At 45.0% G+C, this 23,899-nt stretch carries 24 protein-coding genes; 13 read left to right on the plus strand and 11 right to left on the minus strand.

The window, feature by feature from the left end; genetic code table 11:
• Positions 1-96 precede the first annotated feature (96 nt).
• The 4 genes from ABD960_RS18970 to ABD960_RS18985 are packed head-to-tail and all read left to right on the plus strand — an operon-like array spanning position 97 to position 3,696.
• A complete protein-coding gene (locus ABD960_RS18970; protein WP_345333725.1) occupies positions 97-825 on the plus strand; it encodes a copper homeostasis protein CutC in 729 nt (242 codons plus the stop codon).
• Positions 826-839: 14 nt separating this feature from the next.
• Complete coding sequence (locus tag ABD960_RS18975) at positions 840-1,193, plus strand: carboxymuconolactone decarboxylase family protein (protein ID WP_345333727.1); 354 nt, start codon at positions 840-842, stop codon at positions 1,191-1,193.
• A gap of 9 nt (positions 1,194-1,202) precedes the next feature.
• Positions 1,203-2,414: an ABC transporter permease gene (locus ABD960_RS18980; RefSeq protein WP_345333729.1), complete on the plus strand. Its 1,212-nt coding sequence runs from the start codon at positions 1,203-1,205 to the stop codon at positions 2,412-2,414.
• A 58-nt stretch (positions 2,415-2,472) separates the two neighbouring features.
• On the plus strand, positions 2,473-3,696 hold the full coding sequence (locus tag ABD960_RS18985) for a PP2C family protein-serine/threonine phosphatase (protein ID WP_345333731.1): 1,224 nt from the start codon (positions 2,473-2,475) through the stop codon (positions 3,694-3,696).
• Between the two features lie 2 nt (positions 3,697-3,698).
• Here ABD960_RS18985 and ABD960_RS18990 read toward each other — a convergent pair whose 3' ends face one another.
• The 4 genes from ABD960_RS18990 to ABD960_RS19005 form a co-directional block, all read right to left on the minus strand.
• Entirely contained in the window at positions 3,699-3,971 is a 273-nt protein-coding gene (locus ABD960_RS18990) for a hypothetical protein (protein ID WP_345333733.1), read from the minus strand.
• A gap of 7 nt (positions 3,972-3,978) precedes the next feature.
• Positions 3,979-5,517, minus strand: coding sequence for a YifB family Mg chelatase-like AAA ATPase (locus tag ABD960_RS18995; protein ID WP_345333735.1), 1,539 nt, complete (start codon positions 5,515-5,517; stop codon positions 3,979-3,981).
• Between the two features lie 160 nt (positions 5,518-5,677).
• Positions 5,678-7,252, minus strand: coding sequence for a M1 family metallopeptidase (locus tag ABD960_RS19000; RefSeq protein ID WP_345333737.1), 1,575 nt, complete (start codon positions 7,250-7,252; stop codon positions 5,678-5,680).
• A gap of 59 nt (positions 7,253-7,311) precedes the next feature.
• Entirely contained in the window at positions 7,312-8,679 is a 1,368-nt protein-coding gene (locus tag ABD960_RS19005) for a DNA recombination protein RmuC (RefSeq protein ID WP_345333739.1), read from the minus strand.
• A gap of 107 nt (positions 8,680-8,786) precedes the next feature.
• Between ABD960_RS19005 and ABD960_RS19010 the strand changes: the two genes are divergently transcribed.
• On the plus strand, positions 8,787-9,218 hold the full coding sequence (locus tag ABD960_RS19010) for a hypothetical protein (protein WP_345333741.1): 432 nt from the start codon (positions 8,787-8,789) through the stop codon (positions 9,216-9,218).
• A 23-nt stretch (positions 9,219-9,241) separates the two neighbouring features.
• Here ABD960_RS19010 and ABD960_RS19015 read toward each other — a convergent pair whose 3' ends face one another.
• Both ABD960_RS19015 and purD read right to left on the minus strand, forming a co-directional pair.
• Positions 9,242-9,679, minus strand: a complete 438-nt coding sequence (locus tag ABD960_RS19015) for a sterol desaturase family protein (protein ID WP_345333743.1) — start codon at positions 9,677-9,679, stop codon at positions 9,242-9,244.
• A 98-nt stretch (positions 9,680-9,777) separates the two neighbouring features.
• Positions 9,778-11,052 carry a phosphoribosylamine--glycine ligase gene (gene purD, locus ABD960_RS19020; protein WP_345333746.1) on the minus strand — a complete coding sequence of 425 codons (1,275 nt, stop codon included), beginning with the start codon at positions 11,050-11,052 and terminating at the stop codon, positions 9,778-9,780.
• A 141-nt stretch (positions 11,053-11,193) separates the two neighbouring features.
• Between purD and ABD960_RS19025 the strand changes: the two genes are divergently transcribed.
• The 7 genes from ABD960_RS19025 (at position 11,194) to ABD960_RS19055 (ending at position 18,890) form a co-directional block, all read left to right on the plus strand.
• Positions 11,194-11,742, plus strand: a complete 549-nt coding sequence (locus tag ABD960_RS19025; protein WP_345333748.1) for a hypothetical protein — start codon at positions 11,194-11,196, stop codon at positions 11,740-11,742.
• 141 nt (positions 11,743-11,883) lie between these two features.
• Positions 11,884-15,195 carry a preprotein translocase subunit SecA gene (gene secA, locus ABD960_RS19030; protein WP_345333750.1) on the plus strand — a complete coding sequence of 1,104 codons (3,312 nt, stop codon included), beginning with the start codon at positions 11,884-11,886 and terminating at the stop codon, positions 15,193-15,195.
• Between the two features lie 115 nt (positions 15,196-15,310).
• On the plus strand, positions 15,311-15,760 hold the full coding sequence (locus ABD960_RS19035) for an SPOR domain-containing protein (protein ID WP_345333752.1): 450 nt from the start codon (positions 15,311-15,313) through the stop codon (positions 15,758-15,760).
• Positions 15,753-16,937 carry a M20 metallopeptidase family protein gene (locus ABD960_RS19040; protein ID WP_345333754.1) on the plus strand — a complete coding sequence of 395 codons (1,185 nt, stop codon included), beginning with the start codon at positions 15,753-15,755 and terminating at the stop codon, positions 16,935-16,937. Before ABD960_RS19035 ends, ABD960_RS19040 begins: the two co-directional genes overlap by 8 nt.
• 12 nt (positions 16,938-16,949) lie before the next feature.
• Positions 16,950-17,894 (plus strand): hypothetical protein, encoded by a 945-nt coding sequence (locus tag ABD960_RS19045; RefSeq protein ID WP_345333756.1) that lies wholly within the window; start codon positions 16,950-16,952, stop codon positions 17,892-17,894.
• Positions 17,895-18,044: 150 nt separating this feature from the next.
• Positions 18,045-18,392 (plus strand): 50S ribosomal protein L19, encoded by a 348-nt coding sequence (rplS, locus tag ABD960_RS19050; RefSeq protein WP_345333758.1) that lies wholly within the window; start codon positions 18,045-18,047, stop codon positions 18,390-18,392.
• An 87-nt stretch (positions 18,393-18,479) separates the two neighbouring features.
• A complete protein-coding gene (locus tag ABD960_RS19055) occupies positions 18,480-18,890 on the plus strand; it encodes a helix-turn-helix domain-containing protein (protein ID WP_345333760.1) in 411 nt (136 codons plus the stop codon).
• Between the two features lie 12 nt (positions 18,891-18,902).
• Here ABD960_RS19055 and ABD960_RS19060 read toward each other — a convergent pair whose 3' ends face one another.
• Positions 18,903-20,207 carry a hypothetical protein gene (locus ABD960_RS19060; RefSeq protein WP_345333762.1) on the minus strand — a complete coding sequence of 435 codons (1,305 nt, stop codon included), beginning with the start codon at positions 20,205-20,207 and terminating at the stop codon, positions 18,903-18,905.
• A gap of 141 nt (positions 20,208-20,348) precedes the next feature.
• On the opposite strand from ABD960_RS19060, the gene ABD960_RS19065 reads away from it, so the two are divergent.
• Positions 20,349-21,110, plus strand: a complete 762-nt coding sequence (locus ABD960_RS19065; RefSeq protein ID WP_345333764.1) for an SDR family NAD(P)-dependent oxidoreductase — start codon at positions 20,349-20,351, stop codon at positions 21,108-21,110.
• A 71-nt stretch (positions 21,111-21,181) separates the two neighbouring features.
• Here the strand turns inward: ABD960_RS19065 and ABD960_RS19070 are convergent, their stop codons facing one another.
• Genes ABD960_RS19070 through ABD960_RS19085 form a run of 4 tightly spaced genes read right to left on the minus strand, consistent with a single transcriptional unit; the run spans position 21,182 to position 23,862 of the window.
• Positions 21,182-21,883 (minus strand): phosphatidylserine decarboxylase family protein, encoded by a 702-nt coding sequence (locus ABD960_RS19070; RefSeq protein WP_345333766.1) that lies wholly within the window; start codon positions 21,881-21,883, stop codon positions 21,182-21,184.
• 34 nt (positions 21,884-21,917) lie between these two features.
• On the minus strand, positions 21,918-22,721 hold the full coding sequence (locus tag ABD960_RS19075) for a phosphatidate cytidylyltransferase (protein ID WP_345333768.1): 804 nt from the start codon (positions 22,719-22,721) through the stop codon (positions 21,918-21,920).
• Positions 22,718-22,930 carry a putative signal transducing protein gene (locus ABD960_RS19080; protein ID WP_232177856.1) on the minus strand — a complete coding sequence of 71 codons (213 nt, stop codon included), beginning with the start codon at positions 22,928-22,930 and terminating at the stop codon, positions 22,718-22,720. Before ABD960_RS19080 ends, ABD960_RS19075 begins: the two co-directional genes overlap by 4 nt.
• The gene (locus tag ABD960_RS19085; protein ID WP_345333773.1) at positions 22,930-23,862 is read right to left on the minus strand and encodes a CPBP family intramembrane glutamic endopeptidase; all 933 of its coding nucleotides are present in this window, start codon (positions 23,860-23,862) and stop codon (positions 22,930-22,932) included. Before ABD960_RS19085 ends, ABD960_RS19080 begins: the two co-directional genes overlap by 1 nt.
• Between the last annotated feature and the right edge of the window lie 37 nt (positions 23,863-23,899).

A 23,899-nucleotide genomic window follows, 5' to 3' on the forward strand; every position in this document is an offset into this window, starting at 1 on the left:
TGTTCATGCAAAATAACTTTAGCGAAAAATTCAGACATTAATTTTTACCAACCCGCCAATCTCAAAACCGCTATCTTTAGTCGATTGAAAAACATTATGACTAAGAGAATATTAGAAGTATGCGCGTTCAACGTACAATCGTGTATTATCGCTGAACGGGCGGGGGCTGTTCGGGTTGAATTGTGCGATAATCCTATCGAGGGTGGCACTACACCGAGTTACGGCGCAATTAAACAGGCACGCGAAAGCGTGGGTATCGATATTTACCCGATCATACGGCCACGCTCCGGGAATTATTATTATAGTGATGAGGAATATGCCATCATCAAAAAGGATATTGTGCTTTGCCGTGAGCTGGGTTGCAACGGCATATCGGTAGGTGCGCAAACCGTTAATGCCAAAATTGATACCGAGTGGCTCAAGCGCATTGCTGACTGGGCCGGCCCTATGGGCGTTACCTGCAATCGTGCTTTTGATGGCACGCCTGACCCTTTCAAGGCGCTTGAGGATATCATTGCCTGCGGTTGCGAGCGTGTGCTTACCTCGGGCCAGGCCAGTGCCGCACCCGAAGCCGGCGAGCTGCTGGGTAAACTGGTTGAACAGGCTGCCGGGCGGATCATCATTATGCCGGGGGCCGGGGTTAAATCAGTTAACCTGCAAAAGCTTATTGAGCAGAGTAATGCAACGCAATACCATTCGTCGGCACGTATAGTAGCGCCTAACCCGCTTACGTACATCAATACCCAAATAAGCGATTACGGTAACGTTTATATTGCCGACGAAAACGAAGTTGCCGCTATGGTAACTATATTGAACAACAACTAATATTATACACGAAGATGGGAAAGCTGATCGACGACTTTAACGCGTACCGAACAAAAATGAACGACCGTATTATGGATACGGCCAACACCAATATAAAACGCTTTTTTGCATTAGATACCACCACCTATGCCGATGGCGCGCTGGATGTGAAAACTAAAGAAATGCTGGGTTTGGTAGCATCCATGGTTTTACGTTGCGATGATTGCATAAAATATCACCTTGGCAAATGTTACGAAGCCGGCATAAAGCACGATGAAATGAACGAGGTGTTTATGATAGCCAACCTGGTGGGCGGCTCAATTGTAATACCACATTACCGCCGTGCGGTAGAGTATTGGGATGAGTTAAACGAGCAGCAAACGGTTTAAGCTTTTACTTTGGCGGGCAATGATACCATAGCGCGTGTGCGGGCCATGCTGAGGCAGAACAAGCTGGCCGCATGCGGTTTGGCATTTATTATTGTCAGCATTGTATTGGCAACGCTTGGTTATGTGATAATGCCTGATAATACGCCTCTCGCTAATAATATGTCGGTGCAGCTAAGCGTGAAACATCCGGGTGCGCGTTATCAGATACTAAGAATCAGGAAGCCTGAGAAAGTAGATACGGTAAGCATCATCAGCAAAATGCTTTTTGGTCAGCCCGATGCTTATCGTGAAGTGCCGTTAACCGCTTTTCATTTTAAGGCTGACTCTATTTATATTGACGAATATATAGGCGATGAAGATGCTCCTGAAAAACATGCCTATAATATATTCGAGGTACTCACCGGAAAAAAAACGGTTTATAAAAACGGGCTTGTGAGTTTCGCTTTGCCAAACGGAAAACAGCAGCAAGTGAATGCAGATGAGGGTATTTATAAACGTGTATCCGATGAGATAGTTGATAGGCAAATTGCAACCCGAACTTTTGTTTTAGGTAGCGATATTTACGGGCGTGATGTTTTGAGCAGGGTTATCCTTGGTGCCCGGGTGTCATTAGCGGTAGGATTTCTGGCGGTGCTGATTAGCCTTGTGATCGGTGTTTTAATCGGGGCTGTAGCAGGTTATTTCGGCGGCTGGGTTGATGCCATATTAAGCTGGCTGATGAACATCCTATGGTCGTTACCGGCATTGCTGCTGGTTATCGCCATATCCTTTGCGCTGGGCAAGGGCTTATGGCAAATATTTGTAGCGGTAGGTTTATCTATGTGGGTAGAGGTTGCGCGGTTGGTGCGCGGACAGGTAATGGCCGTTAAAAAAATGGAATATGTTGAAGCGGCGCGTGCCTTGGGTTATACGCATAGCCGCATTATTTTTAAGCATATACTGCCTAATATTTTCGGGCCGGTGCTGGTTATCGCGGCATCTAACTTTGCATCAGCTATTTTGCTCGAGTCGGGCCTGAGTTTTTTGGGATTTGGCGCGCAGCCGCCTATGCCTACCTGGGGCGGAATGATTAAGGAGCATTATGGCTACATTGTAATGGATGCGGCTTACCTGGCCATAATTCCGGGCCTCGCCATTATGCTTACGGTTTTCGCTTTTAACGTACTCACTACCGGGCTGCGCGACGCCTTTGACATAAAATCGCAGAATATTCGGGTATAAGTTATATATTTTATACTTTAGCCTGACACCCTTAGTAATAAGTATGCCGCCAAGCGAGATGAATTCAGGGGAAGATGAGCTTATCCGGCTGTTGCTTAAAAGGCAGTCGGAGCTAAACTCGTTATTAGAACTTACCCGGGCTATCAATAAAAATATAGCCACGCCTGTGCTTATACAGATGCTCGAGGTAATCTGTCGTAATTATTTACAGATAGGCAAACTGCGCTTCCTTATAGCCGAAGGTAATAACTACATCTGTATCTCAAAGTACGGTGGGCAGTTTGAGCCAACCGGCGAACTTTATAAGGCCTGCAAGCATTTAAAAAAGATAAAAGAGCCCGCCGCCTTACAAGGTGTAAGCCATCCCGTATTAGAAGCCTACGATTTTTTTATTCCCATCTATCAAAAAAATAAAGCCATAGCTTACGCCCTTATTGGTGATTTTAACTCGCCGGATGATATGGTGAGCAATGACATCAACTTTATGCAAACCATTATTAATGTGGTATTGGTGGCGCTGGAGAATAAAAAACTGTTTAAGCAAAGGCTCGAGTCCGAACGTTTGCAGCGCGAAATGGAACTGGCGGCGGAAATGCAGAGCATGCTGATACCGGTCAAAGGCTATGCTGATGATCACATAGACCTGAGCGCCCGCTATCTGCCGCATCAAAACGTAGGGGGCGATTATTTCGACTTTATCCAGGTGAACGACCATGAATATCTTTGGTGTATTGCCGATGTATCGGGTAAGGGAATTTCGGCAGCCCTGTTGATGGCTAATTTCCAGGCAAGCCTGCGTGCATGGGTATCGGTAGAGGACGACCTGCCGACTATAGTGGAACGGCTCAACAAAATCGTTCTGCGCAATACTAAAGGCGAGAAATTTATCACTCTGTTCATTGCCATTTATAACCATAGCACGCGAAAGCTTACCTATGTAAACGCGGGACATAACCCAGCCATTTTATACGCCAACGGAAGCGCCGTGCAGCTAAAGATGGGCACAACCATTATCGGCGCATTTGATGAACTGCCGTTTATAAACCCCGGCGAATTGCAAATTGAACCCGGAGCGCTCATATTTAATTATACTGACGGATTGCTTGACCGGGAGACCGATACCACCAAAATATGGAATGAAGAACGCCTGATGACCTGTGTAAAAAAGAATGGCAAACTTACTGCCGAAAAATTTAATCAGGCTATACTCAACCACATTGATAACAATGTAAAGGCAAAGCCAATCGACGATATTACGGTCTTGACGCTCAAGTTTAAGTAGGCTCAATCGCCCAATAACAGGTAACCTTCGTTACTTTTATCAAGATATGACAGTAGTTTTTTTGCTGCTTTATCGGAATGGTTTAAAAGCAACTTTTTTATTAGGGTAACGTGTTCTGGATAAATGCGGGTAGTTCCGTATGCATCGATATATACACCTGTCAACTTTTTATATTGACTCCACACATCATCTAATAATTCAAACTCCTTTTCTGAGATCGAGAAAAGTTTTTGCTTTCGCAATCTATCTGATAACGAATAGAAATCTATAGCCATTTTTTAATTATCCTGCCCAACCTTCCCTGTCTAAACTGCGGAAATGGATTGCTTCTGCCAAATGTTGCAGTTGTATTTCTTCGGTGCCGGCCAGGTCCGCAATAGTTCGCGCTACCTTTAGTATGCGGTCATAAGCACGTGCCGAAAGGCCGAGTTTTTCCATCGCTTTTTTGAGCAGGTTTTGCCCTGCGGCATCTATCTTGCAAATATCACGTACCATTTGCGAGCTCATTTGCGCGTTGGCATGCAGGTCGGGCTTGTTGCCGAATCGTTCAATCTGCCTGTCGCGCGCTTTTATCACTCGCTCCCGTATATCGCCGCTGTGCTCGGCCACGCGGTCAGATGCCAGCTCGCTGAAGTTTACGGGCGTAACCTCTACATGCAGGTCAATCCGGTCTAACAACGGGCCCGATACTTTGCTCATATACTTCTGTACCGTTCCGGGCGGGCAAACGCATTCTTTTTCGGGGTGATTGTAGTAACCGCACGGGCATGGGTTCATGCTGGCTATCAGCATAAAGCTTGATGGATAGTCAACCGTAAATTTCGCCCTTGATATGGTGATGCGCCGTTCTTCCAGCGGCTGGCGCATTACTTCGAGCACGCTTCGTTTAAATTCCGGTAATTCATCTAAAAACAGCACGCCATTATGCGCCAGTGATATTTCTCCGGGTTGCGGGTTACCGCCACCGCCTACTAAAGCAACATCGCTCACTGTATGGTGCGGCGAGCGGAAGGGCCTTACCGTTACCAAAGCATCCGTGGTTGAAAGCTTACCCGCTACTGAATGTATCTTGGTGGTTTCTAATGACTCGTGCAAGGTTAACGGAGGCAGTATAGATGGCAACCTTTTTGCCAGCATGGTTTTACCCGCTCCCGGCGGACCGATCAATATCACGTTATGGCCGCCCGCTGCGGCTATCTCCAAGGCGCGTTTAATATTTTCCTGTCCGCGTACATCGCTAAAGTCACTATCGTAATTGCTCAGGCTATCGTAAAACTCCTCGCGGGTATTTACTACCTCGCGTTTAAGCTGTTCGTCGCCGTTGAAAAAGCCGGCTATTTCTCGTATGTTTTCTACGCCGTAAACTTCAAGCTCATTCACTATGGCGGCTTCGCGCGCGTTTTGTTTAGGGAGGATAAATCCTTTAAAACCTTCCTTACGTGCCTGTATGGCTATAGGTAAAGCGCCTTTTATGGGTTGTAAGCTACCGTCGAGCGAAAGTTCACCCATAATAAGGTATTTATCTAATAATTCCGTCTCTACTTGACCCGATGCCGCTAATATTGCGGTGGCGATAGTAAGATCGTACGCAGAGCCTTCCTTGCGGATATCAGCCGGGGCCATGTTTACCACCACCTGCTGGCGTGGCATTTTATACCCGCAATTTTTCAACGCCGACTCAATACGGTAATAGCTTTCCTTAACCGCGTTATCGGGCAGGCCTACAATAAAATATTTTGTACCGGGCGCAATGTTTACCTCAACGGTGATGGTAATGGCCTGAATACCGTAAACGGCGCTGCCGAAGGTTTTAACTAACACGTGCAATAAAGTTTTTTGAGCTGAAAGATATGAATTTTGCCGTTAGGTAGAAATGTGATTTTGTTTGTAGCTATATTCTAATGAACAGCAAGTAATACTAATCATACTATAGATAAATTCTATTGCAATCGTCTTGATATATAAACAGCCTTTGAATTGATTATTTTTTCAAAACTTCGTACTCTGCCAGTAATTTAAAATTGGGATCAACCACCAGTTCTCCGGCTTCGGTTGGCGCGGCAATATTCAGGTCGAGCACCCGGTCTTTCATGTTCGCCGTAAAATTGGTGCTGCCCATTTTTATATCAACGCTGAGCTGATAAACCTCTTTTTGCAACTGCTCAATATGCAAATGAACACCGTGATTGGTTTTATCCGTTTCATAACTGATGCGCAATTTGGGATGGCCTGCGGTGTATAACCATTGCTTAAAAAACTGCTCCAGGTTTTGCCCGCCCGCTTTTTCCATTATTGTTCTGAAGTTATTAGTAGTGGCATTGCCGTTTTTGTAGGTGCTGTAATAGGTGCGAATACCTTTTATAAACTTATCATCGCCCAGTTTATGGCGCAGCATGTACAGCACCCAACTGGCTTTTTGGTAGCTGTTGGTATTAAGCAGTGTGATGTCGGCTTTTTCCTTAGTTTTGTCTACAACCGGTGTCATGCGCTCCATTTCAAATGCGAATATTCCGGCACGGTCAATCAGCATGCGTTTCTTGAGGCTATCAATACCATATTTATGCTCATGGTAGTAATGTGTAAAATAGGTAGCAAATCCCTCGCTTAACCAAACATCCGTTACATCACTTTCGGTAGCGGCATCGCCAAACCACTGGTGCGCAACCTCGTGGGCTACTAATGCTTCAATCGCTTTATCATTTACCGAATTTTCGTAATAAAAAATGTTGCTGGCGTTCTCCATACCGCCGAATATGGTTTTTGATTGTACGTTGGCCAGCTTTTTATAAGCATACGGGCCAATCTGCTGACTATAAAAGTTCAGTATTTCTGGCGCGCAGGAATATGCTTTAAACCCATTGCTTTTATCCTGCTTAAACGTGTAGGCATTAACCGGTATGGTGTTTACAAACTCAGGTGTGCTGATGGCAAAATCGGCAACGCCTATCACCATTACTTTGGTTGATACCGGCACATCCTCATGCCAGTGGGTAGCTTTATTACTGCCATTTTGCTTTTCGCTTAATTTAAGGCCGTTGGCTACAACGCTGTAGTGGGCGGGCGCCGTAACAATAAAATCGACACCGGCCTTATCGGCCACATCATCCACACAAGGCAGCCACTTTTGCGCGCGGTGCAGCCAGTTATCACCAAAAAATGTGCGATCGCCGTATTTGTTTTTTGAGATGATGAGCCCATCAGCAGGTATACCGCCGTAGGTAACACGATAGGTATGATTGGTACCTGATTTCGCTGCTGTGTTTATAATTAGCTTATCATCAGCATGGGTAAAGCTCAGCTTTTTTTTGCCTTCGGTAACCGTGAGTACCTGCATGCCTTTGTCGTCAGCAGCTTTACCGTCCAGGTCGAGTGTTATCGAGCTAACGTCGCGGCATAATGATAGCCTTACATCAGCTTCGCCTTTAATCACGTCATCCTGATCATTAAGCGTAATGCTAAATGTGTAATGCTGCACATCGACAGCCGGGACAGGTGCCTGTGCGTTGGCTTGCGTGCATGCGGCCAGCAGCGCAATGGATAGTAAATATTTATGCATAGTCAATTAACGTAAGTAATAATAAACAGATTAATTGACATTTACAGCGGTGATAAATACTATTCCTCGCCAATATATTTCTGATCGATCTGCTTATTGGCTTTAGCGCCCAGTTTCTTGATCTTTTCGGCAGTGATGGTTAAGTTGCCGCGGCCATCAGCCAGTTTGTTGAGCGCTTTGTCATACGCATCCTGGCTTTGCTTAATGTTTTTACCAATGCTTTCCATGTCGGTTACAAAGCCCACAAATTTATCGTACATCTCACCGCTCAGGCGGGCAATCTCCAGCACGTTGCGGTTTTGGCGTTCCTGTTTCCACATGCTGGCAATGGTGCGCAGCGTAGCCAGAAGGGTTGACGGGCTCACGATTACGACGCGCTTGTCCCAGGCATCGCTGAACAGCTCCGCATCTATCTGCACGGCTATACTGAATGATGATTCTATCGGGATAAATAATAGCACAAAGTCAGGAGAATTGATCTGGTACAGATCATGGTAGTTTTTGGATGACAGGTTGTGCACATGGCTTCTGATCGATTCGATATGGGCTTTTGAGTAAAGTTTGCGCTCTTCCTCGCTCTCGCTGTTCACCAACCGCTCGTAAGCAACCAATGATACTTTGGAGTCAATAATGAGGTGCTTTTCGTCCGGCAGGTCAATAACCACGTCGGGCTGCAAACGCATGTTTTCGTTGGTGGTCATACTGGCCTGTATGCGGTATTCATGGTCCTTCACCAGGCCAGAGCGCTCGAGCACCCTTTCGAGTATTACCTCGCCCCAATTACCCTGGCGCTTATTGTCGCCTTTTAGTGCCTTGGTCAGGTTCTGCGCCTCGTCGCTAATCTGGCGGTTAAGTTCCATTAGCTGGGTAATAACCCCTTTTAGTGTATTTCGCTCTGCGGCTTCCATATTGTAAACCTTGTCAACCTTTTCTTCAAAAATCTTGAGGTTCTCTTTTAGCGGATTCAATATGCTATCGAGGTTATGCTTATTCACATCCACAAACTCCCGCGATTTTTCTTTAAGCAGTTTTTCGGCTATATTCTCAAATTCCAGCTTAAATTTTTGCTGAAGTTCCTGAATGTATTTTTCCTGTTCGCCCAAACGTTCACGCTGCGCTTTAAAGGCTTCTTCGGCCTTGGCCATGCGGCTACGCTCGGCCAGCAGATCCTGGTTAAGCGCGGTTACTACGCCTTCCAGGCGAACGCGTTCATCGTGTAAAGTACGGTCGGCTTTATCGCGCTCGGCCAATAAGCCTGATGCGCGCTCTTCGGCCTTGGCAAGCGCTATGCGTAAACCGTCCACCTCGTTTTTCAGGCGCACCAACTCATCCGTGTCGATAGCGATTGGTTTAGGGCGTTTAATAAAAAGCAACACTGCAACAAGTAGGATAACAACGGCAAGAACAATTAAAACAACAGGCGTCATTTGATAAAAATATTAGCAAAACGAAGGTAGCAATTTTTTAAAAAAAGCGGACAAAAGTTATGGTAGTACAGGCTTAATATTATATTTGTTGTACTGATTTATTATCTATGAAACTCGGTTTACCTATCACTTACAAAAAATCATTAAGCAAAAAATTGCTTAATACTGATGTTGGTCGAATAAAATTAATCATTGATTCTGAGCTTTCAGAACGTAAAGCCGGTAACATCCATTTGCAGGGACACGAGGTGTGTTATAACACTACCCAAGAGCAAAATGAGTGGAACATCTTCAAATTCATTGATGAAGGAAGTTTTTCAGTATGTGAAAATAATAAGTTCGTTATTATCAACTACCGGATATTGATCGGAAGTTTAATTTTTAAAGCTATTATTATTGCCCTTATCGGTATGATATTTAATAGGTCGCTATGGGTTGGTCCGGTATTTTTATCCGGCGTGGCAGGTATTAACCTTATGATTATTTACTTCAGGCATTTAATTCTGTTAAGAAATATAGTCAGCAAAGTGAATGGGTAATTTTAGTCGTTAGAAAAATCAGTCTATTTAAACCATTTCTTACTCGCTACCAAAAGCCCAAACTCCTCCGAAGGGTTTTTCTCGGTTGACTTGTGATGGATCTTATGCGCCCTGCGGATGCCTATTAAATAGCGGTTGCTGCTCTTAAATGCCTTAAAGCGGTTGTGGATAAACCAATCGTGAAAAATAAAATAAATGGTTCCGTATATGCTGATGCCGGTGCCTATCCAAAAACGGTAATCGAGCGTTTGGTGCCCGGCCCACATCAGCAATAAAGCCAGCATGGCAAAGCCGATACTGAAAACATCATTCAGCTCAAACCAGCCATGCCGTTGCTGGTGGTGCGTTTTGTGAATAAACCACAATGGTCCATGAAACAGGTACTTGTGAATAAACCATGAAAAACCCTCCATAAAAGCTATTGTAGCTACAGTAATTGCTATGTTGGTGAGGATTGCCATTTATGTAAAATCTTATAAGAATATTAACGTTTATCCTTTAAGGATTTACGGCTTGTTTTGTTTAAAATAAACAACGCTGCGCCACGCAGTAATCCTATCTAAATCAAATCAAACCCGATATCTTTCCTGAAATAAACACCATCGTAATAAATACGGCTGGCATCGGCAGTGGCATGCTGCAGCGCATCAAACAGGTTATCCTGTAAAGTAGTTATAGCCAGCACACGCCCGCCCGCGGTGAGCACATCCTCGCCAACCTTTGTAGTACCCGCGTGGAAAACAATTGAATCGCGGATGTTCTCGATGCCGGTGATGGTTTTATCCTTGAGGTATTCGCCCGGGTAGCCGCCCGCTACGCATACTATGGTGGCTGCTACTTTGTTTGATATGGTAAATTGCTTATCAATCAGCGTACCTTCGGCAACGCCTTCCAGCAGGTCAACCAAATCGCTCTCAATGCGTGGCAATACGCTCTCGGTTTCAGGGTCGCCCATGCGGCAGTTGTATTCAATTACGTAAGGGTCGCCGCCGCAATTCATTAAGCCTATAAAAATAAAGCCTTTGTAGGGAATGTTATCCTGCTTTAAGCCCTCAACGGTCGGGATAATAATGCGCTCCTCAACCTTTTTCAAAAACTCCTCATCGGCAAACGGTACCGGCGAAACGGAGCCCATACCGCCGGTGTTTAGGCCGGTATCGCCCTCGCCAATACGCTTATAATCTTTGGCTGATGGCAGCACTTTGTAGCTGTTACCATCGGTAAGTACAAATACCGAAAGTTCAATGCCCTGTAAAAACTGCTCGATCACTACTTTTGAGCTGGCCGCGCCAAATTTAGCATTGGTCAGCATTTCGGCAAGCTCTAACTGGGCTTCCTCCAAGGTAAGGCAAATTAATACACCTTTTCCTGCGGCAAGTCCATCCGCTTTCAGCACTACCGGCAAACCTAAGGTTGGCAAATACTCGATGCCCTCTTGCAGCGTTTCGCGCGTAAACGTGCGCGATGCCGCTGTAGGCACTTTGTGGCGCTCCATAAACTGTTTAGAAAAATCTTTGCTGCCTTCTAATTGCGCACCCTCAGCCTGCGGGCCGATCACCGGGATGTGTTTGATCTCATCATCGGCCAAAAAGAAATCGTGCACGCCTTTTACCAGCGGTTCCTCAGGGCCTACCAATACCATGTTGATGTTGTTGGCCAGTACAAATTGTTTTATAGCGGTAAAATCGGTAGCCTTAATATCAACATTGGTGCCGTATTGCCCGGTGCCGGCATTGCCGGGAGCAATAAACAGCGACTCACATTTTGGGCTTTGCGACAATTTCCAGGCGAAGGCACTTTCCCTTCCGCCCGAACCTAGGATCAGGATGTTCATGCCCGCAAAGATACTATTTTGGCTAAGAGATAGGTTATATACTATAATGCAGATTAAATAGCAGCGCAAAACTATTAATGGTGCAGCCGTTCAAATCAGTATTTAATACCATCCTAATACACCACAAATTATCTTTATAATATGGAACGCAAACCACATAAATTTGAAAAGCTGCCCGTGTACCAAAAGGCGCAGGAGCTTTTTGATTTGGTTGATATTATTGCCGAAGCACTTAAAGAGGCCGACATGAAGGAGCACCTGGCCGCGCAGATGCTGAGCAATGCCGCCATTATACAAGCCAAAATAGCCGGTGCCGAAGGCGGCGGATTGTACTCGCTGCGTATGCAAAATGCTGTACTGATAAAGCTGGCCGTGCAGGATATGTTCAATGCCGTATCCTTCGCATCCATGGTAAATATAAATGAAGAAGACTATGTGCAGCTGATGCGCGATAAGGTCGAAGAGTTCAGGCTGGTTTTTGTGGATTGGATACGCGGCTTTGATAAAAGCTATGATATACCTGACAATTGGGCGATCCGCTTTGATACCAGCACCCCCGAACAGGAAAAGCTGGAGGAGTTGATGTTTGACGAGGATAAGTTTTTAGAAAGGTTTGATGATGAGCGTTTTGAAGACGATGGAAACTTTAATGAGGATGATAGTGACGAAAGGCCGGATGATAAAAATTAATGACCAATGTTAGCGGCATTTTAAGCTTTGATGCCAATAAGCCCGGTTAAAGTAAAAAATCTTACATTTGTCTGTCAAAATGGCTTTGCAATGTGCTGTGGCGCAATTGTTGAGTTCAAGACCATAGCTATTTAAAAATATATGTTAAATTTTTTCAGTAAGCTTTTTGGGAGCAAGTCAGAACGCGACGTAAAAGGCATTAATCCTATAGTTGATAAAGTAAAGGCCGAGTTTGCCAAGCTTGAAGTATTGAGCCATGACGAGCTGCGCGCCAAAACCATACAATTTAAGCAAATCATTGCCGAAAAGCTTGCCGGAATTGATGAGCAGATAGCTGCCATTAAAGAGCAAACGGACAATAACCCCGACCTTGACGTAAGCGAGAAGGTTGAGCTATATACACAGCTGGATAAGCTGGGTAAAGATCGCGATAAGGAATTAGAAGTAGTGCTGATGGATATATTACCCGAGGCATTTGCCGTGGTTAAGGAAACCGCGCGCCGCCTGGCAGGCAACCCTGCCATTGAAGTTACGGCCACACCGTTTGACCGCGACCTGGCATCACGCAAAAAGAATGTTATTATACAAGGCGATAAGGCCATTCACCATAATACCTGGATAGCTGCCGGCAACGAGGTTACCTGGAATATGGTACACTACGATGTACAGCTTATTGGCGGTATTGTGCTGCACCAGGGTAAAATTGCCGAGATGGCTACAGGTGAGGGCAAAACATTGGTAGCTACGCTGCCTGCGTACCTTAACGCGCTGGCTGGTCAGGGCGTGCACATTGTAACCGTAAACGATTACCTGGCCCGTCGTGACTCGGAGTGGATGGGGCCGCTGTATGAGTTCCACGGACTGTCGGTCGATTGTATCGACAAGCATGAGCCAAATTCAGACGCGCGCCGCCGCGCCTACCTGGCCGATATTACATTTGGTACCAATAACGAATTTGGTTTTGATTACCTGCGTGACAACATGACACGCAGCCCGGAAGAGCTGGTACAGCGTAAGCTGCATTTTGCCATGGTGGATGAGGTTGATTCCGTTTTGGTGGATGATGCCCGTACGCCACTGATTATTTCAGGTCCTATCCCGCGCGGCGATGAGCACGAGTTTTATGAACTGAAACCACGCATCGAGCGTTTGGTTAACGCGCAGCGTAATTACATTACCGGCGTATTAAACGAAGCAAAAAAACAAATAAACGATGGTAAAACCGGCATTGATGATGGTGGTTTAGCCTTATTGCGTGCACACCGCGGTTTGCCAAAAAATAAAGCGCTTATCAAATTCCTGAGCGAAGGCTCAAACAGGCAGGTGCTTCAAAAAACAGAGAACCACTACATGCAGGACCAAAATAAGGAAATGCCAAAGGTGGATGCCGAACTTTTCTTTGTTATCGACGAAAAGAGTAATTCGGTTGAGCTGGCCGAAAAGGGTATAGAGCTGATTACTGCTTCAGGCGAGGATCCGAATTTCTTTGTGATGCCTGACGTAGGTACCGAGATTGCCGCTATTGAAAAATCAGACTTAAGTGCTGAAGATAAGATAGCTCAAAAGGATGCCTTAATGCGCGATTTTTCTATTAAATCAGAACGCATTCACTCGGTTAACCAGCTATTAAAGGCTTACACCCTGTTCGAAAAAGACACTGAGTACATTGTTGATGACGGAAAGGTTAAGATAGTTGACGAGCAAACCGGCCGTGTATTGGATGGCCGCCGTTACTCGGATGGTTTGCACCAGGCTATTGAGGCTAAGGAGAACGTGAAGGTTGAGGATGCTACCCAAACTTTCGCGACCATCACCCTGCAAAACTACTTCAGGATGTACCACAAGCTTTGCGGTATGACGGGTACTGCCGTTACCGAAGCCGGTGAGTTATGGCAGATTTACAAGCTGGATGTGGTAGAGATCCCAACCAATACGCCAACACGCCGCGAAGATCGCCAGGATTTAGTGTACCGTACCGTACGCGAAAAATACAATGCCGTTGCCGACGAGATTGTTAAAATGACGCAGGCCGGTCGCCCGGTATTGGTTGGTACTACTTCGGTTGAAATTTCGGAGTTATTAAGCCGTATGCTTAAACTGCGCGGTATCAAACATAATGTACTTAATGCCAAAATGCACCAGAAAGAGGCGGACATTGTTGCCGAAGCTGGTAAAGCAGGTACCGTAACCATTGCTACCAACATGGCAGGCCGTGGTACGGATATTAAATTAGGCCCTGGTGTTAAAGAAGCTGGAGGTTTAGCCATTATTGGTACTGAAAGACATGAATCACGCCGTGTCGACAGGCAGCTGCGCGGTCGTGCAGGCCGTCAGGGCGACCCGGGTTCATCACAGTTCTTTGTATCGTTAGAGGATAACCTGATGCGCTTATTCGGATCAGAGCGTATATCAAGCCTGATGGTACGTATGGGTATTGAGGAGGGCGAGGTTATCCAGCACTCTATGATCTCGAAATCCATCGAGCGTGCGCAGAAAAAAGTAGAAGAAAATAACTTTGGTATACGTAAACGTTTGCTGGAATATGATGACGTGATGAACTCGCAGCGTACAGTAATTTACGCTAAACGTAAAAACGCCCTGTTTGGCGAGCGTTTGGATGTAGATATCAACAACACCATTTTTGATGTGGTTGAAGATATTGTTACCGAGTACAAAGAGTCAAACAACTACGAAGGCTTTAAGCTGGAAGTGATCCGTATATTCTCGGTTGATGTGGAATTGAGCGAGGACGAATTCAGCAGTATATCAATAAACAACCTGGTTGATAAAACATTTGCTGAGGTTACAGAATTCTACAAACGCAAATCGGATGCTATTGCCAACCAGGCATACCCGGTTTTAAAAGATGTATTTGAAACCCGTGGTGCGCAGGTAGAGAATATTGTGGTGCCGTTTACTGATGGTGTTCACGGTATACAAATAGCTGTTCCTCTTAAAAAATCAGTCGAGAACCACGGTCAGGAAGTAATTAAATCGTTTGAGAAAAACGTGGTACTTTACCTGATTGACGATGCCTGGAAAGAGCACCTGCGCGAAATGGACGAGCTGAAACAATCCGTACAAAACGCGGTTTATGAGCAAAAGGATCCGTTGCTGGTTTACAAATTCGAGGCATTCGAATTGTTCCGCCAGATGCTGGCTAATGTGAATAAAGAGCTGGTGAGCTTCCTGTTCCGCGGTGGTATCCCGGTACAGCAGCAACACCCGGAAGAAATTCGCGAAGCAAGGCCGCAGCCAAAAACTGATATGCGTCAGGTAAAAGCATCAAAAGCTGAGGTGGTGCACGAAAGCAATGGTGTACCAATGGACGATACACGCGAGTTGGAAAAAGCCAGCCCTGTACGTGTTGAGCAACGCATAGGCCGTAATGACCCTTGTCCTTGCGGAAGCGGCAAAAAATATAAAAACTGCCACGGCATAGGCCAGGCGTAATGCATTTAAATGTGCAGATGCGTAAATATGCAGATGTGCAGATAAGAGAATGCAATAAATAAAATTACTCGTTATTGCGAGGCACGAAGCAATGACGGTTTACTGTAATGAATAAATGACTAACACAACATCCACATACAAAGCATTAATTGCCAAAGTAACCGGGTGTTGTGTTTTTTTTATGCTGATAGCCATAAGCGCATCAGCGCAGCGTGGCCGCGTTGAAGTAGTGAAAGACCCCAGGGTTGACACGCTGATCAACCGCTGGGCCGATTTGAGCAAAGGAGGCGGTGTACGCAGTTCTAATTACGGCTACCGTGTGCAGATATTCAATGGGTCGAACCGTAAGGATGCGTATAAAGCGCAGAATCTTTTTCAGGATATGCACCCCGATATGCGCACATACATCAGCTATCGCGACCCGAACTTCAGGGTACACGCTGGCGATTTCAGGACAAGGCTCGAAGCGCAAAAGATGCTCGAAGAACTGAAGCCGTATTTTTCGGGCATGTTTGTTATCCCGGGCAAGATCAATCCCCCTAAATTAAATACCGGTAATGATTAAGGAACAGATACAGGAATTAGCCAAAACTATTTATGATGATGTGGTATGCAACCGCCGCCACCTGCACGCCAACCCCGAACTTTCATTCCACGAGATACAAACCTCGGCCTTTGTGGCGCGTAAGCTGGAAGAAATGGGTTTGGAGTACCATAAAATGGCTGATACCGGTTTGGTAGCTTTAATTAAGGGCGATAAACCGTCGGACAAGGTGATTGCCCTGCGTGCTGATATGGATGCGCTGCCAATTGTTGAGGCGAATGATGTGCCTTATAAATCGCAAAACCCGGGCGTAATGCACGCCTGCGGGCATGATGTGCATACCTCATCATTATTAGGTACAGCTAAAATATTAACACAGCTTAAAAGCGAATTTGGCGGTACCGTTAAACTGATATTTCAACCGGCAGAAGAAAAGCTGCCCGGTGGCGCCAGCCTGATGATTAAGGAAGGCGTACTGGAAAACCCTAAGCCTGATGCTGTGATTGGCCAACACGTTATGCCGCTGATTGACGCCGGTAAGGTAGGTTTCCGCGCGGGTAAATACATGGCCAGTACTGATGAATTGTACGTTACTGTAAAAGGTAAAGGCGGCCATGGCGCGCAACCACAACAAAATGTTGACCCGGTGATTATCACTGCACATATTTTAACCGCCCTGCAACAGGTGGTTAGCCGCTTTGCTGACCCTAAGAGCCCGTCGGTATTGTCATTTGGTAAGGTGATCGCCAATGGCGCTACCAATGTTATCCCTAACGAGGTTTACCTGGAGGGGACTTTCCGCACCATGGATGAAACCTGGCGGCAGGAAGCGCACAAGCGTATGAAAAAGATGGCCGAAGGTATTGCTGAAAGCATGGGCGGCAGTTGCGAATTCAACATCATGAGGGGTTACCCGTTCCTGATCAACGAGGAGAAATTGACCAACAACGCCCGTTCACATGCCGAGGATTACCTGGGAAAAGAAAACGTGCTCGACCTGGATATATGGATGGCCGCTGAGGATTTTGCTTACTACTCGCAGGTTGCTAACAGCTGTTTTTACAGGCTGGGTACCCGTAACGAGGAGCTAGGTATCACCTCATCTGTACATACGCCAACTTTTGATGTTGACGAAACGGCCCTGCAAACCAGTACCGGATTAATGGCTTACTTGGCTATCAAGCAGTTGGGTAATTAAAATATCAAAGTCATGCTACCAAAAAGCAGCAAGTATTTTTTTATACTGATAATGCTTTTTGTCGCACCATTTTGTAAAGCACAAAAAATTTCCCGCTACGATCCGGATACGATAAAAACCATCGTGCTCGATTCGGTGATCAATATCAACTCGCATAAACTGAACGTGCAGGATTTTATTGATGCCGTAACCACTGACACCAGTTTTTATAAGGCTTTTCAAAGCATGCGGCTGTACAGCTATTCGGCAGAGAACAGCATTTACATTTACGATAAAAGAGACCGGGTAACCGGCAAGATCTACCGCAAGATGAATTATAGCCGTGCCGGTGGCAAGCCCACTGTACAACACATCACAAAAAGCGATAGCGGGCAGGTTTACAAAAAGAACGGCAAATACCAGTTATATACCGTAGAGATGTTTGATTATCTCTTCAGTAATACGTACAATAAACCTCTGGCTGCACCTTCAGGTAAAGATGGAAAAGCCGGCGGCAAAAACGCATCGTACAAAAGCAAATTAAAAACGCTCATATTCAGGCCCGGTACCAAGGTTAGTGGCATACCATTCATCAGTGGTAAAACGGAGATATTCTCGCCCGAACTGAAGCAATTTTATTATTATCAGTTTGCACGTGGCACTTACCTGGATAGCATAATGGTATACCGCTTTAAGGTGATTCGCAAGCCCAGTACTGCACCGGGCGATGTGATGATCAATGAAATGACCACTATTTTTGATACACGTACCTTCCAGATCATGGGTCGGTTTATTGATATGAGCTTCAGCAATATGTTTGTGAGCTTTAACGTGCGGATGAATATCGAAATGAATAACTTTAATGGCGAGCTGCTGCCCGTGAAAGTGAGCTACCAGGGCAACTGGGATGTACCCCTGCATAAAGAGGAACGGGCAAGCGTTTTGATAACCCATCGCGATTACCGCCGCGAAAATTAAAGCGCTTAAATACAGCGCAACAGCCCTTTTTTTGTGGATAAAACAATAAATGTTGAAATTTTTAAAATCTGTTTTTTTATAACCAAAAAAATGCCTATACTTGCAATCCAATTTTTACGGGCTAAAAATTGGATTTAAAGGCTAAAAATCATGGATTTAGTAAAATTTGTAGAAGAGCAATCAGTAGTAAAAAAAGAGATTCCTGCATTTAAAGCAGGCGATACTGTTAGCGTATATTATAAAATCAGGGAAGGTAACAAAGAGCGTATCCAGGTTTACCAGGGTGTGGTTATTCAACGTAACAGTGTTGGCGTTTCTGAAACTTTTACTGTACGCAAAGTATCAAACGGTATTGGTGTTGAGCGTATTTTCCCTATCAACTCGCCAAATATTGATAAAGTAGAAGTTAACAGCTACGGTAAAGTACGTCGTGCTAAACTATTCTACCTGCGCGCGCTTACCGGTAAAGCTGCCCGTATCAAATCAAAACGCGTTTAATTCCGGCCTTAGGGCAAACACATACAAAACCTTTCTGCATATACAATTGCGGAAAGGTTTTTCTATTTTAGCGCTTTACCAACTCCAATGGCCAAAGTACCGCTAAAATATCTTAACCGTAAGGAAGAGATTTTCCAGAATTATTTGCAGCTGATAGATAAGCATATTGATGATGTGCTTGAAGGCCGTGTCGAAGAGATGTTTGAGCTGCGCGATCTGGCTGCTTTATTGTTTATACACCCCACTCACCTGAGCAATGTCATCAAGCAGCATACCGGCCTGCATCCCTGCTATTTTTACGAGGAGAAATTGATCAACGTAGCTAAAAACATGCTGGCTGATCCGGAACTTTCTATCGCCGATGTTGCGCGTAAGCTAACTTACGATCCCTCTAACTTTACCAAATGGTTCAAATTCTTTGAACATATAACTCCTTCGCAATATCGTAAGCAATTGCATGAGCAGGCTAATGCAAAGGTGCAGGCCTCGGCACAGTAACTTTTTAGTTTTCTATTTCTTAACCAGCTCAGCAGGGTTAACCTCATGGCTCAATAACTGTCCGAACAACTCCCAGCGCTTAGCCGGATTTTTGGCAGTGCCGCCGTTGCGTTCTATATAGTCTTTAACAAGGTCCTGTCCGTAATTATAGTTGATAACATAACTGCGGTATTTTTTGATAAACTTGACAGACTTGTTGGCCGTTTCGTCGTCCATCAGGCAATACTTGCGCAGCCATTGCTGGGCCTTGCTATCGCTCATTTCATCGCTTAAAATGCCACGTGCGGCTTCGTTGCGCGCATAGTTCAGTTTACCACGGATGGCAAGCGCTTTGAAGTAAAGATCAACATCGGCAGTATCTAAACCGGCAAGCGGCAGCAATACGTTGCGTGTAAAATTCACCTTATCGTTCCCCGGAAAAGCTACCTCAATGCCATAATTGGCGCTCCCTTCCGCAATTAGCGATTGCGGACTGAACAATGGATAAAGCGAAATCTCCACCCATTTTTTATCATTATACAGATTTTTTTCGAGCAGCATGTTATATACATGGTGGCCGGGATAGCTTTCATGGCTGCCTACATCAATGGCTCGGTCTATGTAAATGTCCAAATCAGTGTTAATTTGTACATCGCTGTGGTATTTACCCTTGTACCAGTTATAGCCTGACCATGGCTTGTCCTTCACATATTCCAGCGTAAAGGCTTCGCCTGCGGGTAATTTGTAGTGGGCGAGTGTGCGCTTGCGTGCCTCGGCAATGGCGGCTTTCATAACAGCGTCAACCTTATCTTTCGGAATAATAAATTTTTTGGCCAGCCGCTGGAAGCGGTTGCTCACGTTGCCTTTACCCGGTAAAATGCTGTCGAGTTCGTCTAACTGTGTCTTAAAATAATCATCTTCATATGTAGGCGCTGTTACGCCAAACAGCTGTTTTGATTCTTCGTCAAACGGTAAATACTCGCCCGAGAAAATGCGGATACGCTCACCGAAAGCGATGAGTTGCTTGTACATCCAGTCGGCACGCATGCGGTTCGAGTCAATTTCCGATGCGCGCGATACATCCTTCAAATCATTCATCAATATATTCACCGCTGCCAGCAGGCTATCTTTCGGGAAGGTTTCTTCGGGCTGTGTTTTGGGTTTCAGCGAGTCCGGACCGTAATACGCGTCAACAAAGTCCTCATCGTACTGGCCAATGGTTAACCCAAGTTTTACATATTGTGCAGCAAGTTGGTTGAGTTTGTTGTTTTCCTGCTTTTCGCTTTGCGAGCATGAGAGCATAAACAGTACAGGTATTACGATCAAAAACTTTTTCATAGATGTTATGGAAGCCAAATAAAAGGGCAAAGATGTTAAAAAACTGAAACAGTCACCATTTAAACTGAAACTATCACCATAATTTACAACACATAAAGCACCAATTTTGTATTGATAATGATTAAAAAAACTATCAACACTATGGAAAAAAGTAATAAAATAGCCCTTGTAACCGGTGGTAGCCGTGGCCTGGGCCGTAACACAGCGCTCAAATTAGCGCAGGATGGACACCATGTGGTGCTTACCTACCACAGTCGTAAAGATGAAGCAGAGCAAGTTGCTGCCGAAATAGAAACTCACGGCGTAGGTGCGGTAGTGCTACAGCTTGATGCAGGCAATACTAAAAGCTTTGATATCTTTAAAACTGAACTCCTTGAAAAAATTAAAGCGAAGTTTGGTGCTGAGCAAATCAACTTTTTAATTAATAACGGTGGTATCGAATCATACGCCATGTTTCAGGATGCTACCGAGGAAGCTTTTGATAGTCTGATGAATGTACACTTTAAAGGCGTTTACTTTCTAACGCAAAAATTGTTGCCCGTGCTGGCTGATGGCGGCCGCATAGTTAACTTTTCAACCGGGCTGGCAAGGTTTGTAACACCGGGGTACTCGGCTTATTCATCCATGAAAGCGGCTATTGATAACCTTACCCGCTACCTGGCTAAGGAGCTCGGCGGCCGTGGTATTACGGCGAATACAGTAGCACCAGGACCGATTGAAACAGATTTCACCAAAAAGACTTTTGAACGCCCCGGCACTAAAGATTACCTGGTATCGCAAACGGCGTTAGGTCGCGTTGGCCAGCCCGATGATATAGGTGGCGTAGTTGCTTTTTTATGCAGCGACAGGGCTGCATGGGTAACCGCGCAACGTATTGAGGCTTCAGGCGGGTTGTTTTTATAACGATTAGAAGTAAAAAAAAGAGCGGCAGGTTGATGAAACCTGCCGCTCTTTTTAATATTGGAGTATTTTAGTTATGCTTCGGTCACAACCGTAGCTTTAACCGGTTCAACTACGGATGGCAGCTCGGCCAATATGGTGCGGCCACCTTTTACCACTTCGCCTATGCTTACATTAATCTTTGATCCCAAAGGCAAAAATAAATCGACCCTTGAGCCGAACTTAATAAAGCCGAATTGCTGGCCTTGTTCAACCTCGTCGCCTTGCTTTACGTACCATACAATACGGCGGGCAAGCGCACCGGCGATCTGGCGAAACAATACAGGCACGCCCAGGTGGTTCTCAATCACGATGGTAGTGCGCTCATTTTCGGTTGATGATTTTGGATGCCAGGCCACCAGGTATTTACCCGGATGATATTTGAAGTATTTTACAACGCCCGCAATGGGGTTGCGGTTAACGTGCACGTTTATGGGCGACATAAATACAGATAGCTGTATACGCCTGTCTTTTAAAAACTCGGTTTCCTCTGTCTCCTCAATCACTACTACCTTGCCATCGGCGGGGCAAAGTACCTTAGTTTCGTCGGTTGCTATGCGTAAACTTGGGCTGCGAAAGAATTGCAGGATGATAATAAACAGCAGGAACGAAAGTATATAGATCACCCACTTTAACACGTACGCCTGCGGAAAATAAAATTGTATCCCAGCGTTAAGTACAAATATAAACAGTATGCAAAGGGCGATGGAGGTGTAACCTTCTTTATGAATGGTCATGGCGCTTTTTTATAAGTTGATTAATGGCGCAAAGCTACGCATTTGTTATGAAGTAGAGGTAAGCATAAACAATTGGCGCGGCCAATAAAAGGCCGTCAAATCTATCAAGCAAGCCTCCATGGCCGGGCAGTATACCACCGCTGTCCTTCACGTTGATGCTGCGTTTAAACATGGATTCTATCAGATCGCCCATAGTACCGAATGTGCTGATCAGTATACCAACAGATACCCACTGTTTCCAATCGTATTCAGTATAATAACGGCTTAAGATAACAGCTACGCCGGCGGTAATCAATATGCCGCCAATAAAACCTTCCCAGGTTTTTTTGGGCGAATGCCGCGGAAACAGCTTTACACGGCCCAACTGGCTGCCAACCACGTAAGCACCGGTGTCATTAGCCCAAAGCATCAGCAAAAAGCTAAGCGGTATATGAAAATTAAAGCTGCCGCTGATGAACGCCATACCATGAAAAAATGTAAACGGCGTTATGGTAAACAGCAAACCTAAAAAGCAATAAGCAATGTTATTAAACGGATGTTCGGATTTTTTATAAAGTTCCTGTATAAATATGGAGCCTAAAAGTACCGGCAGCAGAAACAGCAAAAATTTTGACGGGAAATAGCTTTGCGCCGCAAACGCCAAAAAAACAAATATACCGTTCAGTAAACCCGTGTATAGGTTGGGGTCGGCAGTGCCTTGTTTAACCAGGCCGTTAAACTCGTGCAGGCAAAAAACGCTCAGCGCTAAATAAAAAAGGGTAAAAACCACATTGCCAAGCAAAACAGAGCCCAGCATTACTATCACAAAAAAGAAGCCCGTAATGGCGCGTAATCTCATATATTAATTTGGTTGAGGATCATGATTTCGATGGCATGGCTAAAATCCTCATGGTGTACATAAACCTCAATATTGCCAAAGGTGCGGTGCGATGAGTCTTGCCGGTTAAGCAATACCGCATCTATCTGGTGCTCGGTAAGCACCTGTTTAATAATCTCTGATTGATAAAAGTTGGTTGAAGTATAAATCTTTACCCAGTTCTTTTCCATTAATACTCGGGGATGTTCCTTTTGCCCGATGCAACATTTTTAAAAATCCAGAACAAAAATAATATAATTATAAAGCTGATTATATACAGCGGGTAATTAAAAATATGGTCGCTGTTCGGGTCGATATTCGTTTTTTTATTTTGATACAGGTAAGTAGCTACTACTGCCGCGCCATTGTTTATAAAATGCGCCAAAACGCCGGGCCAAATACTGCCGCTATAGGCGGCCATATACCCAAACAAGGCACCAAGCATCAGCCTTGGTAAAAAGCCAAAGAACTGCAGGTGCATGGCGCTAAATATAAAAGCCGTTATCCAGATGGCGGCATGTTTGTTACCCGTCCATTGCCCGAATATGGTTTGCAGGCAACCGCGAAACATAAACTCCTCGCCTATAGCGGGCAGTATAGCCACAATAAGTATTGATATGATGAAGTGGCCAACAGTATCTGTTTGTAAAACGGCTTCAATCATGCGGTTGGTATCATTCTCTGATTGCCGCATCCACCGCTCAACGCCTTTTAAAAATTCAGGCAACGCCAGCTTTGCGTTGATGTTTATCAGCATTTCCATTACCGGGAAAGAGAAAAGCATGATAGCCAGTACCAAGGGTAACAATAAGGGGCTGAATTTTACGGTCGGCTTTATATAATCATCAACATTATAAACAATAAAGCGAGAAAAGTATAAGGCCGGTGCTAAAAACATGCCGATGGTTGTACCTAACGCCAAAACTATTTTTAGTGCATTGAGCACCTCCTGCGGCGAGCCTTTGCTTACCACCTGCATTTGGTTAGTAATATTTTTTCCGTATAAAATAGCGACCCAAGCCAGCGAAACTAAATTTGCCAATAAAGTAAAAGCAAAAAACACCAGTATTAAGTATAGTAATTGCTTTATGGGTTTTATATGATAATCAGCGCTTTCCGTCATGTTTATAAAAATCGTATTTTTGCAGGGCTTAAAGATA

This window comes from Mucilaginibacter defluvii (assembly GCF_039543225.1).
Classification (GTDB): domain Bacteria; phylum Bacteroidota; class Bacteroidia; order Sphingobacteriales; family Sphingobacteriaceae; genus Mucilaginibacter; species Mucilaginibacter defluvii.

What these genes read in the sequence shown, in the direction of transcription:
- secA (WP_345333750.1), top strand. Translation starts at nt 11,884, where the DNA reads ATGTTAAATTTTTTCAGTAAGCTTTTTGGGAGCAAGTCAGAACGCGAC.
- ABD960_RS19085 (WP_345333773.1), bottom strand. Translation starts at nt 23,862, where the DNA reads ATGACGGAAAGCGCTGATTATCATATAAAACCCATAAAGCAATTACTA.
- ABD960_RS19015 (WP_345333743.1), bottom strand. Translation starts at nt 9,679, where the DNA reads ATGGCAATCCTCACCAACATAGCAATTACTGTAGCTACAATAGCTTTT.
- ABD960_RS19000 (WP_345333737.1), bottom strand. Translation starts at nt 7,252, where the DNA reads ATGCATAAATATTTACTATCCATTGCGCTGCTGGCCGCATGCACGCAA.
- ABD960_RS19010 (WP_345333741.1), top strand. Translation starts at nt 8,787, where the DNA reads ATGAAACTCGGTTTACCTATCACTTACAAAAAATCATTAAGCAAAAAA.
- rplS (WP_345333758.1), top strand. Translation starts at nt 18,045, where the DNA reads ATGGATTTAGTAAAATTTGTAGAAGAGCAATCAGTAGTAAAAAAAGAG.
- ABD960_RS19065 (WP_345333764.1), top strand. Translation starts at nt 20,349, where the DNA reads ATGGAAAAAAGTAATAAAATAGCCCTTGTAACCGGTGGTAGCCGTGGC.
- ABD960_RS18990 (WP_345333733.1), bottom strand. Translation starts at nt 3,971, where the DNA reads ATGGCTATAGATTTCTATTCGTTATCAGATAGATTGCGAAAGCAAAAA.
- ABD960_RS19040 (WP_345333754.1), top strand. Translation starts at nt 15,753, where the DNA reads ATGATTAAGGAACAGATACAGGAATTAGCCAAAACTATTTATGATGAT.
- ABD960_RS19055 (WP_345333760.1), top strand. Translation starts at nt 18,480, where the DNA reads ATGGCCAAAGTACCGCTAAAATATCTTAACCGTAAGGAAGAGATTTTC.
- ABD960_RS19060 (WP_345333762.1), bottom strand. Translation starts at nt 20,207, where the DNA reads ATGAAAAAGTTTTTGATCGTAATACCTGTACTGTTTATGCTCTCATGC.
- ABD960_RS18975 (WP_345333727.1), top strand. Translation starts at nt 840, where the DNA reads ATGGGAAAGCTGATCGACGACTTTAACGCGTACCGAACAAAAATGAAC.
- ABD960_RS19045 (WP_345333756.1), top strand. Translation starts at nt 16,950, where the DNA reads ATGCTACCAAAAAGCAGCAAGTATTTTTTTATACTGATAATGCTTTTT.
- ABD960_RS19070 (WP_345333766.1), bottom strand. Translation starts at nt 21,883, where the DNA reads ATGACCATTCATAAAGAAGGTTACACCTCCATCGCCCTTTGCATACTG.
- ABD960_RS18970 (WP_345333725.1), top strand. Translation starts at nt 97, where the DNA reads ATGACTAAGAGAATATTAGAAGTATGCGCGTTCAACGTACAATCGTGT.
- ABD960_RS19035 (WP_345333752.1), top strand. Translation starts at nt 15,311, where the DNA reads ATGACTAACACAACATCCACATACAAAGCATTAATTGCCAAAGTAACC.
- ABD960_RS19005 (WP_345333739.1), bottom strand. Translation starts at nt 8,679, where the DNA reads ATGACGCCTGTTGTTTTAATTGTTCTTGCCGTTGTTATCCTACTTGTT.
- ABD960_RS19025 (WP_345333748.1), top strand. Translation starts at nt 11,194, where the DNA reads ATGGAACGCAAACCACATAAATTTGAAAAGCTGCCCGTGTACCAAAAG.
- ABD960_RS19075 (WP_345333768.1), bottom strand. Translation starts at nt 22,721, where the DNA reads ATGAGATTACGCGCCATTACGGGCTTCTTTTTTGTGATAGTAATGCTG.
- ABD960_RS18985 (WP_345333731.1), top strand. Translation starts at nt 2,473, where the DNA reads ATGAATTCAGGGGAAGATGAGCTTATCCGGCTGTTGCTTAAAAGGCAG.
- ABD960_RS19080 (WP_232177856.1), bottom strand. Translation starts at nt 22,930, where the DNA reads ATGGAAAAGAACTGGGTAAAGATTTATACTTCAACCAACTTTTATCAA.
- purD (WP_345333746.1), bottom strand. Translation starts at nt 11,052, where the DNA reads ATGAACATCCTGATCCTAGGTTCGGGCGGAAGGGAAAGTGCCTTCGCC.